Raw genomic sequence first — 13,397 nt, 5'->3', positions numbered from 1 at the left:
CGCGGCGCGCTCAGAGCTGCGCCAGCGCGGCGTTCAGCGCGGCTTCGAGCCGCGCCTTGTAGCGCAGCAGCTGCACCGTCTGGCTGCGACCGCTGCCATGCATACCCGAGAGATCCAGATCGGTGATGTAGCAGGGGTAGCGCTCGCCATCGCGGCGCTGCGACAGAATGTGTTCGGCGACTGCGATACACAGCCGGGCGCCGTACTCCAGTTCGGAAAACTCCCGGTGGTTGCAGTACAGCGTCACCTGCGAGCGCGTTTCGCCCGGTTCGACAATGGCCTGCACTTCGTAGCAGGCATCGCTCGTCCCGCCCTGCGGTAACGGGCGCCGCTCCACGCTGGCCGAGGGTTCGCCCGGGTCGCCGTGCAGACGGTAGAGCTGAATGTCGAAAGCCGCCTCGCCGTCATCCCCGTGCAGCGACACGCGTGCGTTGCGCCGATATTCCACCGACCTCAGAAAGCGCAGCAGCGGCATCAGCAATTGCTGTTCGTCGCGACACGGCAGGCGCTGGCACCACAGTGCGTTGCACTCGTCGAGAATGCTCAGCTCGGCCGTCTCGCCGCGCACGCGGTAGAACAGCTGCAGGCAGTCGGGGCGCGCCAGCGGGAGGATCAGGCGCAGGTCGTCGCCCTTGAGCGCATGCCGATCGAGCCGCAGCGGGCGATAGACGTGATGCGCCTCGCCCAGGTGGGCGAGCAGCGCGGTGCGGTCGTTCAGGCTGGTGGCGCGGACGCTGTCGGGCCGGCGTTCGAGCAGATGGAACTGCTGGCGCACCTGCAGCAGGTAGCGACTGTGCACGCTGGCGAGCTGCAGGCGGGCCTCCAGCAGCAGCTCTTCGACACGCCGGGCGATGGCCTGCCCGCGATTGCGCGAGAAGCAGCGCACCTGCAGCTGTGGCAGTCCGTCGACGGCATCGGCCGGCAGGTTCTGCAGGTGATCGCGCAGGCAGTCGGGCAGCGCATGCGGGCCTTCGTAGCGGCTGACGATCAGCTCGTTCCAGCTGCTCAGCTGCACCTGATCGATGCTCAGCACCAGATTCTCCCGCGCTGCGGCATAGCCCAGCGGGTCGCTGTGCGCGCCATCCTCGGGCATCTGCAACAGGGAGCGCTGATCGAGCGGATCGAGGCCGACGTTGACCAGCAGCAGCACCGTGCGCGGCTGCGCGGTGGCGAGCAGCGTCTGTGCATCGACCGGCGGTAGGGGCAGCGGCAATGTCTGGCGCAGCTCGCTGAGCAGATTGAACAGCTCCGGCTCGCTCAGGCCACTGTCGCCGGCGAACAGCGAGACGCGAGTGCCGGCATCGATCACGCCGTTGCGGTGGCACCAGGCGAGCAACGGGATCAGTTCGCGCGTGCGCTTGAGCGGCGCGAAGTTCGCCCATTCCTGGGCGTTCAGGCTGCCGGTGAACAGCGACCAGCACAGATCACCGGCGGCGTCCTCGCCGTGCACCAGCGTCAGGCTGTCTTCGGCCATGTTCGGCGAGATACCGATATTGAGCACCTCGACCTTGCCGACCTTGCGCTCGATGGTGGCGAACAGGCGACGGCCGAGCACGCTCAGGTCGCGGCGGCTGACCGAGCTGGCGACCTGCTGCAGACGGGTGAAATCGCTAAGGAAGCGGTAGCCGAGCGCCAGCTCGTTGGCCAGCGCCTGGCGTTCCTGCATGACCTGGCGCACCTTCCACCGGCTGCGGTCGTCGAGCCGGGCGAGCAGGCGCTCGTCCCACTGCCAGTCGCGTACCAGCTGCTCGAGCAGCACGCGTTGCCAGCTCTTGTTGCGGTTGCGCGGCGGGCGGCTGAGCGGACGGTTGACCTTCAGGTACAGGCAGCGCCGGGCCAGTTCGAGGCGTTCGGGCGCGTCGCGGTCGCGCAGGTACTGCTCGATGGCGCGATAGGCGCAGATGTAGGGGTCGAGCTCCTCGATCTTCAGCTGGCCGGCGTACACCGCCTGCTTGAACGCCAGCGCCAGGCAGTGCACCTGCGGATGCTGGCTGGCGTAGACCTCCACCAGCAGCAGTTTGAACAACGACTTGTAGGGTGCCTCGATGGCCTTGTACAGCTGCCAGAGCCCGGCGCCGACGAACTCGCCGGGCGGTATCTGCTGCAGATGGCCGAGATCGAGCACGTCCTCGGCGCGGACGAAACGCCGCTCCAGCAGCGTTTCCACATAGCTGTGGTAACGGTGTTCCTCGTAGGCCGGCACCAGCCACCAGACCGGCGTGCGACCGCCGAGCCAGATCGCCGTGCGATAGAACTCATCAAGCAACAGGTAGTGCTGAGTGGTGCCGCAGTCGTCGGAGGTGAGCTGCGTTTCGCGCTGGCCCTGAACGAAACGCTGCGGGTCGACCAGGAAAAAATGCGCTTCGCTACCCAGGCTGGCGGCCCAGGCCGTCAGCAGGTCGCATTTGCGGCGCAGTTCGTCGAGCTGGCGGGCGTCGAGAGCCGGGTCGTGGCAGACCCATACGTCGAGGTCGCTGTGCTCCTCCTGCGCCACGGTACCGAGGCTGCCCATCAGGTACAGCCCCCAGATCGGCTGGTCCGGGCGGCCGCGCAATGGTTTGTAAGTGAACGAGCGGGTCAGGCGCTGTGCTTCGGCGAGCAATTCGGCATCCGGCTCGAAGCTCGACAGTCCCGCCGGCGTGCTCGCCGCGACATAGCCGGGCAGCAGCGGATGGTTGACGTGAAACAGCAGGGGCAGCAGCTTGAGCGCCTGCTGCTGGCGCGTCGACATCCCCTGCATCGCACGCTCCAGACGTGCCGCGCTCAGCGTCAGAAACCGCGCGCGCAGGGTAGCAAGCACCTTGCGGTCGATGCCTTCTTCGAGAATCGGCTGGATGGGTGGGGTGCGGGTCATTGCGGTGTGCAGGTGGGACGACTTCTGTTCATCGGCCGCTCGCTGCGTGGCTTGAGGCTGGCACATGGCCAGACCTCAAGCGGGCGTCAGCGCCGGCGGTGCCGCCCGGATCGCTGCTGGTGGCGCGGCTCAGGCGCTGGCGGTCTCGCAGAGTATGGTCAGCAGGGTTTGCGCCTGTTCGGCGGCGTCGCGCCCCAGGCTGGTGAGATAACCGCCGTCGACCTGAGTGATCAGGCCCTTGGCATGCAGCCGGGCGAACGCGGCGATGGTGGACGGGCTGGCCTCGTGATGGACCTTGAGGCCTTCCTGCAGATTTTCCAGATTGAACTGTCGAAGGACTTCCAGTTCGGCGACCAACTCAGGGGTGTACGACATGCTCGCTCCTCGAATGGTGGGCCATTCGGCCCTTGCTCGCTGAGTGTAGTTGCTGGTCGCGAGCCTGCCTTGATCCAGGTTCGGGTTCGGCGCGATTGCCGGCCGGTGCCCGCTACGCCTGCTCTGGCAGTTCCGGCAGGTTGCGCAACAGGGCTTCGTAGGCAGCGCCGTCGAAGGGACGATCCTCGGCGAGCATGCGGCGGATTTCATGGGCCAGGGCCAGCGCCATCATCTGCACGCTTTCCTCGCGTTCGTAGCCGACCAGCGTCAGCTTGTTCAGGGTTGCCTGGGCGGCGGCCGGCTCGCCGGCCTCCAGCTGGTTCTCGATGGCCTGAATCAGTGTGGCCTCGGCGAAGGCCTCGTCGTCTTGCTCGATCTCGTTGGACATTGCGCGGTTCTCTTCGGCTGGCGACGGGTTGGCGGTGTCCAGCTGGCACAGCGTGCAGCTGCCGTCGTCCGGTTGATTGGTCTCGATGTAGCGTACCCGCCGGTGAGCGGCCTGGCGATCCGCGCTGATGCGGTAGCGCGGGCGGTCGGACTCGGGCATGCGGTTTCTCCTCGATTGTGCGGCTCTCCGCCGCTTGACGGGCCAGCCGCCGGCGACCGCCTTCAGTCCAGCAGACTTAGCGTCAGGCAGAGTACGCCGAACAGGCCCCAGACCAGCGAGAAAATGATCGGCGTGCGCAGCGAGAAGAGCAACGTCCGCTTGTAGCGTTTGCCGCCCGCGGGGCTGGTGCCTTCGCCGAACAGCGCCGATTCGTTGTTCGGCAGGATGCCGACGCGTCCCTCCAGCTGCAGCAGCTCGGCCTGTTTCTGGTGCCAGCGCTCGATGACTTCGAAGTTCGAGCGGATACCAGGCATCGCATGCAGCGACGTCAGCAGCCCGAGCAGCGCCAGCACCGCCGGCACCACCAGGCGGAACAGGTTGCCCCAGTCCGGGTTGCTGTTGGCCATCGCCGAGGCGAAGGCGATCATCAGAAACGATTGCGAGGCCAGATAGGCGCTGGTGCGCTCGGCCAGCAGCGAGGATTCGAAATGGATTTCGGCGCGGTAGAAGAGCAGGCGTTCGCGCGGCGACTCGAAAAGCTCGCCGCCCTGGGTGTCCTGATTCAACAGCAGCGTGCGCAGGTTGGCCATGCGATGTCTCCGCGAATGGATGACGGCGGATTCGCCGTCGACTGCTTGTACGTCAAGCGCGCTGCGTGAGAGTTCCTCGACGATTACTGATCAGCCGTTGCCCGCGGACGGTCGACAGGGACATCACGGCATTGCCACAGCAGCACCGCCAGCGCCAGATAGGCCAGCGACCAGCAGCCCGCCGCCAACAGCAACCAGGGCATTGGTTGCAGGCCCAGCATGGGCGGAACGATGCGTGCCAGCGCGGCCAGGCTGAGCAGCAGCGCGAAGGGGTGAATCCAGCGCCGCGCCTCGGGATCGCGGAAGCGTTGCACCAGCCGCGTACGTCCCATCACGCCGAAGGTCAGGCTGCCCAGGGCACCGACGCTCAGCGCATGCAGCGTGGCGGTTGCCGGCAGCGTCGGGATCAGTGCGCTCAGGCCGAGCAGCAGCAGGCCGAGCACGAGCCAGGCGTAGCCGAGCAGCAGCACCAGCAGGTCCGGACGTGTGCGGCAGTGCCAGGGCTGCCAGCGCAGCAGGCGAATCCCGCAGAGCACGCTGGCGGCGACCAGCATGGCGGCCGCCAGGCGCTGCAGCAGCAGCCAGGACAGCGGCGCCAGCAGCAGGGCGAGCGCCAGCAGGATCAGCACCGCGCCTTCCAGTTGCGGCTGCACGCGGGCGTTTAGCCGGCGCCCTTCATTCTGCGCATGGCCGGCCAGCGCCGGGGCGATGACGCGTCCGCCCATGAAGAACAGCAGGGCGGCGAGTAGCAGCAGCGCCTCGTGCTGCAGCAGGCGCAGCATCCCGTAATCGAGACCGGTGGCGGTGATCGCGCTGAGCAGCGCCAACCCGCCGACCACCGGCGCGACGGACTGGTTGCGCCACTTCTTCGCCGCACCGACGAAGCGCGGCAGCACCTTCCACGCCAACCCGGCGGCGAACAGCAGCGTGGCCCCCATCGTCAGCCAGGAACCGGGCCAGAACAGCGCGCCGACGCGCGCCAGCAACCAGCAGCCGAGCAGTGACAGGATCAGCCGCAACGGTTGCGGGCCGAGCAGGTAACCGGCGATCACCGCCAGGGCGAAGCCGAACAGCATTTCCCGCGCATGACCGGCAGGCGTGACCAGCCCCGGCAGCGCGGGCAGCAGGCCCAGCAGGCCGAGTACCGAGATCGGCAGCAGCACGGCCGCATACAGCGCGGCGGCGGGAAAGAACCAGGCGTTGGCGAAGGGAAGACGCGGCTTGCGCGGGTGCATGGGCGCCTCCGGGTCGGAGCGGGCCGGCGCCCGCTCCGAAGGTGGGATCAGCGGCTGGCGAGCAGGTCGCGGCCACGCTGCACGGCGGCCCGCACCTGCTGCGGCGCGGTGCCGCCGATGTGGTTGCGGGCGTTCACCGAACCTTCCAGGGTCAGCACGGCGAACACGTCGTCGCCGATCTGGTCGCTGAACTGGCGCAGCTCGTCGAGGCTCATCTCGGCCAGGTCCTTGCCGGTCTGCACGCCGTACTTCACCGCATGGCCGACGATCTCATGGCAGTCGCGGAAGGGCAGGCCCTTGCGTACCAGATAGTCGGCGAGATCCGTGGCGGTAGAGAAACCGCGCAGCGCCGCCTCGCGCATGATCTCGCGCTTGGGCTTGATCGCCGGAACCATGTCGGCAAAGGCGCGCAGCGAGTCGCGCAGGGTGTCGGCGGCGTCGAACAGCGGTTCCTTGTCCTCCTGGTTGTCCTTGTTGTAGGCCAACGGCTGGCCCTTCATCAGCACCAGCAGGCCGGCGAGCGCGCCGAACACACGACCAGTCTTGCCGCGCACCAGCTCGGGCACGTCCGGGTTCTTCTTCTGCGGCATGATCGAGGAGCCGGTGCAGAAGCGGTCGGGCAGGTCGATGAATTGGAACTGCGCGCTGGTCCACAGCACCAGCTCTTCGGAGAAGCGCGACAGGTGCATCATCGCCAGCGAGGCGGCGGCGCAGAATTCGATGGCGAAGTCGCGATCGGACACGCCATCCAGCGAGTTGCCGGAGATCGCCTCGAAACCCAGCAGCTCGCAGGTGATCTCGCGCTGGATCGGATAGGTGGTGCCGGCCAGCGCGGCCGAGCCGAGCGGCATGCGGTTGGTGCGCTTGCGGCAGTCGACCAGACGCTCGTAGTCGCGCGAGAGCATCTCGAACCAGGCCAAGAGGTGATGGCCGAAGGTCACCGGCTGGGCGGTCTGCAGGTGGGTGAAGCCCGGCATGATGGTGTCGGCTTCGGCCTCGGCCAGCGCCAGCAGACCCTGCTGCAGGCGGGTGATCTCGCCGAGGATGGTGTCGATCTCGTCGCGCAGCCACAGGCGGATGTCGGTGGCGACCTGGTCGTTGCGCGAGCGGCCGGTGTGCAGCTTCTTGCCGGTGACGCCGATACGGTCGGTCAGGCGCGCCTCGATGTTCATGTGCACGTCTTCCAGGTCGACGCGCCAGTCGAAGGTGCCGGCCTCGATTTCGGCCTGGATGTCCTTCAGGTTGGCGATGATCTGGTCGCGCTCGGCCTCGGTCAGCACGCCGGCTTTGGCGAGCATGGTGGCGTGGGCGATCGAGCCCATGATGTCGTGGCGGTAGAGGCGCTTGTCGAACTCGACGGAGGCGGTGAATCGGGCGACGAAGGCGTCGACGGGCTCGCTGAAACGGCCGCCCCAGGACTGGTTGGTCTTGTCGGTGCTCATGAATGCGCTCGCTGAAATCCGAAGGCTGAGGAAAGGCCGCGATGATAGCAGGGATGGCGTCGCGATCGGGCACGGCCGGAAGGGTGAGCTGGCTGGCAAATCCACGCTTTTCCGGCGCTTGCGCTCGGCGGCCGGCTTGCCGATGCCGGAGGGCGCACGGAAACTGCCGGGCGGGCAAACCAACAGGCTGATCAAGTGAAGTCCACTGGCGTAACCGACGATTTCTTCATTCCCGAACTGTGCCGCGCGGAGGCGCTGCTCGGTCTGGTGCTGCTGGCCGAGCTGCTGGTGCTGGTACTGGTGCTGGCCGAACCGATGCAGCCGGGCTTCGACTGGATGCGCCTGGCGCTGACCTCGTTGTTCGTGCAATGGATCGTGCTGCTCTCGGCCGGCACGCTGTGCCTGCTGCGCCCGCTGCTGGCGCAGCTGCGCGCGGCGCTGGCGGGGCTGGTGTGCTGCGTGTTGGTGCTCGGCCTGACCCTGGCCTGCACCGCGGTGGCCGATATCTACCAGCTCGCAGGGCCGCTGCAGCGCGACGGCGAGGTCAACCTGTACCTGCGCCACGCGCTGATCAGCCTGATCATGTCCGGGCTGCTGCTACGCTACTTCTACCTGCAGAGCCAGTGGCGACGCCAGGAACAGGCCGAGCTGCGCGCGCGAATCGAATCGTTGCAGGCGCGGATCCGCCCGCACTTCCTGTTCAACAGCCTGAACAGCATCGCCAGTCTGGTCGCGCTCGATCCGGCCAAGGCCGAGCAGGCGGTGCTGGACTTGTCCGACCTGTTCCGCGCCAGCCTGGCGCGCCCCGGCACGCTGGTGACCTGGCAGGATGAGCTGGAACTGGCGCGCCGCTATCTGTCGATCGAGCAGTACCGCCTTGGCGAGCGCCTGCAGCTGCAGTGGCAGGTCGACGAGGTGCCGGCGGACCTGCCGATACCGCAGCTCACGCTGCAGCCGCTGCTGGAGAATGCGCTGGTGTACGGCATCCAGCCGCGCATCGAGGGCGGCCTGGTCAGCGTGACGGCGAAATACGCCGGCGGCGTGTTCAGCCTGGAGGTCAGCAACCCGTTCGACGAAGCGGCGCAAACGCAGGTTTCGCGCGGTACTCGCCAGGGTTTGCTGAATATCGACGCACGATTAGCGGCACTTTTCGGGCCGCAGGCGAGTCTCAGCGTGGAGCGCCGTGATGGCCGCCACTACACCTGTCTACGCTATCCATGTGCGAGACAAAAGCAGGAAGCCTGACCTCTATGAATGTCCTGATTGTCGATGACGAACCTCTGGCCCGCGAGCGCCTAAGCCGACTGGTAGGTGACCTCGACGGTTATCGTGTCCTCGAGCCGACCGCGAGCAACGGCGAGCAAGCCCTGTCGCTGATCGAAGAACTGCGCCCGGATATCGTGCTGCTCGATATCCGCATGCCCGGCCTCGACGGCCTGCAGGTCGCCGCCCGGCTGTGCGAGATGGATGCGCCGCCGGCGGTGATCTTCTGTACTGCCCATGACGAATTCGCCCTCGAGGCCTTCCAGGTCAGCGCGGTTGGCTATCTGGTCAAGCCGGTGCGCCCCGAGCATCTGGCCGAAGCGCTGAAGAAGGCCGAGCGTCCCAACCGCGTGCAGCTCGCTGCACTGACCCGTCCGGCGGCGGTTTCCGGTGGCGGGCCGCGCAGCCACATCAGTGCCCGCACGCGCAAAGGCATCGAGCTGATTCCGCTGGACGAGGTGATCTATTTCATCGCCGACCACAAGTACGTGACGCTGCGTCACGCTGGCGGCGAGGTGCTGCTGGACGAGCCGTTGAAGTCGCTGGAGGACGAGTTCGGAGAGCGCTTCGTGCGCATCCACCGCAATGCACTGGTGTTCCGCGATCGCATCGAGCGCCTGCAGCGCACGCCGCTGGGGCATTTCCAGCTGTACCTCAAGGGCCTCGAGGGCGAGGCGCTGACGGTGAGTCGGCGACATGTCGCCGGCGTGCGCAAGCTGATGCAGAACCTCTAGGCGCAGGAAGGTCGTCCGCGCTGATTGCACGCGGCACGGTGCGGGTGGCAGCCCGTTGCCGGTTTGCCGCCGCGCCTTACCGGGTCGTCGATGCGGCGGTGTTCCTTGATTCCTGCCAACCCAGCGACGCCGCCGGCCCTGTTATCATCGCCGGCAATTCACTGGTTCTGGATTAGCCCATGTCTCGCGAAATTCGCATCGCCACCCGCAAGAGTGCCCTGGCCCTGTGGCAGGCCGAATACGTCAAGGCCCGCCTGGAGGCGGCGCACCCCGACCTGACCGTCAGCCTGGTGCCGATGGTCAGTCGCGGCGACAAGCTGCTCGACGCGCCGCTGGCGAAGATCGGCGGCAAGGGTCTGTTCGTCAAAGAGCTGGAAACCGCGCTGCTGGAGAACGAGGCGGACATCGCCGTGCACTCGATGAAGGACGTGCCGATGGAGTTTCCTGCCGGGCTCGGCCTGTACTGCATCTGCGAGCGCGAAGACCCGCGCGACGCCTTCGTCTCCAACACCTACGACAGTCTCGACGCGCTGCCAGCCGGCGCGGTGGTCGGTACCTCCAGCCTGCGTCGCCAGGCCCAGCTGCTGGCGCGTCGCCCGGACCTGAAAATCCAGTTCCTGCGCGGCAACGTCAACACCCGTCTGGCCAAGCTGGATGCCGGCGAGTACGACGCCATCATCCTCGCCGCCGCCGGGCTGATTCGCCTTGGCTTCGGCGAGCGCATCCGCTCCAGCATCGGTGTCGACGAGAGCCTGCCGGCCGGCGGCCAGGGCGCGGTCGGCATCGAATGCCGCAGCGCCGACAGCGAAGTGCATCAGCTGCTCGCCTGCCTGAATGACTCCGCGACCGCTACGCGCGTCACCGCCGAACGTGCGCTGAACAAGCGGCTGAATGGCGGCTGCCAGGTGCCGATCGCCTGCTACGCGGTGCTCGAGGGTGAGCAGCTGTGGCTGCGCGGCCTGGTTGGCCAGCCCGACGGCAGCCTGCTGCTGCGCGCCGAGGGTCGTGCGCCGGCCGCCGAGGCCGAGGCGCTGGGTGTGCGCGTCGCCGAAGACCTGCTGGCGCAGGGCGCCGAGCGAATTCTCCAGGCGGTCTACGGCGAGGCCGGTCACGCGTGAGCGGCTGGCGCCTGCTGCTGACCCGGCCGGCCGACGAATGCGCCGCGCTGGCGGCGACGCTGGCCGAGGCCGGAATCGACAGCGCCAGCCTGCCGCTGCTGGCGATCGAGCCGCTGCCGGAAACCGCCGAGCAGCGCGCGACCATTCTCGAACTGGACCGCTACTGCGCAGTGGTCGTGGTCAGCAAGCCGGCCGCGCGCCGGGCGCTGGAGCTGCTCGATCGCTACTGGCCGCAGCCGCCGTTCGGCCAGCGCTGGTTCAGCGTCGGCGCGGCGACCGGAGCGATCCTCGCGGACTACGGCCTGGACGCCAGCTGGCCGCAGACCGGCGACGACAGCGAGGCCCTGCTGGCGCTGCCGCAGCTGGCCGAGGCGTTGGCAATACCGGCGCCGAAGGTGCTTATCGTGCGTGGCGAGGGCGGACGCGAGTTTTTTGCCGAGACCCTGCGCGCGCGCGGCGTGCAGGTCGACACGCTGGGGCTTTATCGCCGTTGCTTGCCTGAGTATCCGCCGCATGCGCTGATGGATCTGGTGGAGGCGCAGCGGCTCAACGGGCTGGTGGTCAGCAGCGGCCAGGGGCTGCAGTCGCTGCATGCGCTGGCCGGCGCCGCCTGGCCTGATCTGCTTGAATTACCCTTGTTCGTACCCAGCCCCAGGGTCGCCGAGATGGCCCGACAGCTGGGCGCCAGACGAATCGTGGATTGCCGTGGCGCTGCCGCCACGGCCTTGCTGGCGGCCGTACGCAGCACACCGCGGCCTGCCTTCTGAAGCAAAGGACGGAAATGTGAGCGAAACAGACAAGAACGAGCCGCTGCAATCCCCGGCCAGCACGCCGCCGGATCCCATCGCCAACGACGCCCGCAAAAACGCCCCGGCCAAGCCAGCCCGCCAGGGCGGCGGCAAGGCGCTGTCTCTGCTGGCGCTGCTGTGCGGCGTCGCCGGTATTGCCGTGGCCGGCTACAGCGTCTGGCAGGTGCAGCAGTTCGCCGCTCGTGATGCACAGCAGGCGCAGGCGCTGCAGACCGCTGACGCGCAGGCGCAGCGCCTGGCCGAGGCCGATCGACAACTGGCCAGCCGCCTGACGCCCCTGGAACAACTGCCATCGCCGGCGGAGCTGGACGAGCAGCGGCGCCTGCTCGCCGCCCTGCAGAGCGACCAGCAGCGCCTTTCCGGGCGCGTCGAGCAGGTGCTTGGCGCCAGCCGCGAGGAGTGGCGGCTGGCCGAAGCCGAACATCTGCTGCGCATGGCGATGCTGCGCCTGTCGGCCATGCAGGACGTGAAGAGCGCCGAGATGCTGGTGCACGAGGCCGACCTGATCCTGCAGAAGCAGGACGACCCGGCCGCCTACGCTACCCGGCAGAAACTGCTCGAAGGACTCGAAGGCCTGCGCAGCCTGCCGGATCTCGACCGCACCGGGCTGTTCCTGCAGCTCGGTGCGCTGCGTGGGCAGACCAGCCGGCTCAGCGCGCTGGCGCCGGAATTCGTCAATGGTGAAGCGCTGCCGGGCGATGCGGTGCAAAGCCGCTGGCAGCGCTGGCTCGACGAGCTGATGCGCTACGTGCGCATCGACTTCGACGCCGGCACCAACGTCAAGCCGCTGCTCGCCGGCCAGAGCCTGGCGCAAGTGCAGCTGGCGCTGTCGCTGGCCATCGAGCAGGCGCAGTGGGCGGTGCTCAACGGCAATACCGAGGTCTACCAGCAGTCGCTGGAGCAGGCGCGCAGCATGCTGCAGGACCACTTCAGTGAGGATAACGGCGACGCCCGCGGGCTGCGCCAGCGCATCGAGGCGCTCGCCGGACGGCAGGTCGCGGTGGCGCTGCCCGACCTGGCGCCGGCGCTCAAGGCGTTGCAGGTCTACGTGCAGAAGCGTGAAACCCCGGACAGCAGCGAGTCGGAGCCGAAGCAGCCGGCGGCCGAGACGGAGCAGGAGGCGCAGCGCACATGAAACGCCTGGCTCTCGTTCTCATCCTGATCCTGGCGATCGCCGGCTTCCTCGGCTGGGCCATCAGCCAGGGTGCCGGCTACGTGCTGATCACCTACGATCGCTTCCGCTACGAATCCAGTTTCTGGGTTTTCCTCGGGCTGATCGCCGCCTTCTGGCTGCTTGCGGTGTTGCTGCATCGCCTGCTGGGGCTGCTGCAGCTGTCCGGCGCGCTGGTTAACCCGTGGTCACGGCGGCATCGCGCGCGGCGGGTCGAGAACGCTTCGCGGCGCGGCATGCGCGAGCTGGCCGAAGGGCAATGGCAGCCGGCGCTCGGGCATCTGCGTACCGCCGCCGAACACGACCGCCAGCCACTGGTGCATTACCTGGGCGCGGCCCGCGCTGCCAACGAACTGGGCGAACATGAGCAGAGCGACGAGCTGCTGCGTCAGGCGCGGGAACGCGAACCGCAGGCCGCGCTGGCCATCGGCCTGGCGCAGGCACAGCTACAGATCGCGCGCGGCCAGTACGCCGAAGCACGGGCGACGCTGAGCGCGCTGCACGACGAACATCCGCGCCATCCCTATCTGCTGGTGCAGTTGCAGCAGCTCTATGTGCAACTGGAGGACTGGCCCGCGCTGTGCCGGCTGCTGCCCGATCTGCGCAAGCAGCACGTGCTGCCGGTGGCGCGTCTGGACGAGCTGGAGCGATTGGCCTGGACCGCCGCTGTCGAGCAGGTCGCGCGGGCCGAAGCCGGCACGGCGGAGGAGGCGCGCCAGGCGCTCGAACAGCGCTGGCAGTCGGTACCCGCCGCGTTGCGTCACGAACCCCAGCTGGTGCGTGCCTACGCCGACGGCCTGAGCCGACTCGGCGCCGAGGCGAAGGCCGAGGAAGTGCTGTACGCCGCGCTCAAGCGTCAGTTCGATGATCGCCTGGTCGAGCGCTACGGCTGCGTCCAGGGGCGCGATTCGGCTCGTCAGCTGGCACATGCCGAAGGCTGGCTCAAGGCGCACCCGGACAACGCCGCGCTGCTGTTGGCGCTCGCGCGGCTGAGTCTGCGTAACGAGCTGTGGGGCAAGGCGCGCGATTACTTCGAGGCGAGTCTGCGCATCGAACACCGCCCGCAAACCTGCGCCGAACTGGCGCGCCTGCTCGCCCAGCTGGGTGATGCACAGCGAAGCAACCAGCTGTTCCACGAAGGGCTCGGATTACTGGATCGCAACCTGCCGGCACCGCTCTGACGTTGGGCGACACCCGCCGTCGCGCGGGTGTCGCCGTTCGCAAGCCAGGCGGCCGCAGCTTGTAAGCGGTCGTCGCTT

Annotated in this window: 13 protein-coding genes; 7 read left to right on the top strand and 6 right to left on the bottom strand. The window is 67.9% G+C overall.

Annotated features, from left to right (window positions below; translation table 11 throughout):
* Window positions 1-10: 10 nt before the first annotated feature.
* From NAV27_RS10340 to argH, 6 genes are all read right to left on the bottom strand, one after another.
* Window positions 11-2,854 (bottom strand): class I adenylate cyclase, encoded by a 2,844-nt coding sequence (locus NAV27_RS10340; protein ID WP_102829186.1) that lies wholly within the window; start codon window positions 2,852-2,854, stop codon window positions 11-13.
* 129 nt (window positions 2,855-2,983) lie between these two features.
* Window positions 2,984-3,229, bottom strand: a complete 246-nt coding sequence (locus NAV27_RS10335) for a TIGR02647 family protein (protein WP_043297890.1) — start codon at window positions 3,227-3,229, stop codon at window positions 2,984-2,986.
* 112 nt (window positions 3,230-3,341) lie between these two features.
* Window positions 3,342-3,776: a hypothetical protein gene (locus NAV27_RS10330; protein ID WP_180981444.1), complete on the bottom strand. Its 435-nt coding sequence runs from the start codon at window positions 3,774-3,776 to the stop codon at window positions 3,342-3,344.
* Between the two features lie 62 nt (window positions 3,777-3,838).
* The gene (locus NAV27_RS10325) at window positions 3,839-4,366 is read right to left on the bottom strand and encodes a hypothetical protein (RefSeq protein WP_102829028.1); all 528 of its coding nucleotides are present in this window, start codon (window positions 4,364-4,366) and stop codon (window positions 3,839-3,841) included.
* Between the two features lie 83 nt (window positions 4,367-4,449).
* Window positions 4,450-5,601 (bottom strand): NnrS family protein, encoded by a 1,152-nt coding sequence (locus tag NAV27_RS10320; RefSeq protein WP_102829027.1) that lies wholly within the window; start codon window positions 5,599-5,601, stop codon window positions 4,450-4,452.
* A 47-nt stretch (window positions 5,602-5,648) separates the two neighbouring features.
* Window positions 5,649-7,043, bottom strand: a complete 1,395-nt coding sequence (gene argH / locus NAV27_RS10315; RefSeq protein WP_102829026.1) for an argininosuccinate lyase — start codon at window positions 7,041-7,043, stop codon at window positions 5,649-5,651.
* On the opposite strand from argH, the gene NAV27_RS10310 reads away from it, so the two are divergent.
* The 7 genes from NAV27_RS10310 (at window position 7,036) to NAV27_RS10280 (ending at window position 13,319) form a co-directional block, all read left to right on the top strand.
* Window positions 7,036-7,242 (top strand): hypothetical protein, encoded by a 207-nt coding sequence (locus NAV27_RS10310; protein WP_232249191.1) that lies wholly within the window; start codon window positions 7,036-7,038, stop codon window positions 7,240-7,242. The genes argH and NAV27_RS10310 overlap by 8 nt on opposite strands.
* Window positions 7,239-8,288: a sensor histidine kinase gene (locus tag NAV27_RS10305; protein WP_102829024.1), complete on the top strand. Its 1,050-nt coding sequence runs from the start codon at window positions 7,239-7,241 to the stop codon at window positions 8,286-8,288. Before NAV27_RS10310 ends, NAV27_RS10305 begins: the two co-directional genes overlap by 4 nt.
* 5 nt (window positions 8,289-8,293) lie before the next feature.
* Entirely contained in the window at window positions 8,294-9,040 is a 747-nt protein-coding gene (locus NAV27_RS10300; RefSeq protein ID WP_008568350.1) for a LytR/AlgR family response regulator transcription factor, read from the top strand.
* Window positions 9,041-9,219: 179 nt separating this feature from the next.
* The gene (hemC, locus tag NAV27_RS10295; protein ID WP_102829023.1) at window positions 9,220-10,158 is read left to right on the top strand and encodes a hydroxymethylbilane synthase; all 939 of its coding nucleotides are present in this window, start codon (window positions 9,220-9,222) and stop codon (window positions 10,156-10,158) included.
* Complete coding sequence (locus NAV27_RS10290; RefSeq protein WP_102829022.1) at window positions 10,155-10,925, top strand: uroporphyrinogen-III synthase; 771 nt, start codon at window positions 10,155-10,157, stop codon at window positions 10,923-10,925. The genes hemC and NAV27_RS10290 overlap by 4 nt, the downstream gene beginning before the upstream one ends.
* A 16-nt stretch (window positions 10,926-10,941) precedes the next feature.
* A complete protein-coding gene (locus tag NAV27_RS10285) occupies window positions 10,942-12,102 on the top strand; it encodes a uroporphyrinogen-III C-methyltransferase (protein WP_102829021.1) in 1,161 nt (386 codons plus the stop codon).
* Window positions 12,099-13,319 carry a heme biosynthesis HemY N-terminal domain-containing protein gene (locus tag NAV27_RS10280; RefSeq protein ID WP_102829020.1) on the top strand — a complete coding sequence of 407 codons (1,221 nt, stop codon included), beginning with the start codon at window positions 12,099-12,101 and terminating at the stop codon, window positions 13,317-13,319. Before NAV27_RS10285 ends, NAV27_RS10280 begins: the two co-directional genes overlap by 4 nt.
* Window positions 13,320-13,397 lie beyond the last annotated feature (78 nt).

This window comes from Stutzerimonas degradans (assembly GCF_024448505.1).
In the GTDB taxonomy this organism is placed as follows: domain Bacteria; phylum Pseudomonadota; class Gammaproteobacteria; order Pseudomonadales; family Pseudomonadaceae; genus Stutzerimonas; species Stutzerimonas degradans.
Note: the sequence above shows the minus strand (reverse complement) of the source record. Positions and strands in the feature narration are given on the sequence as shown.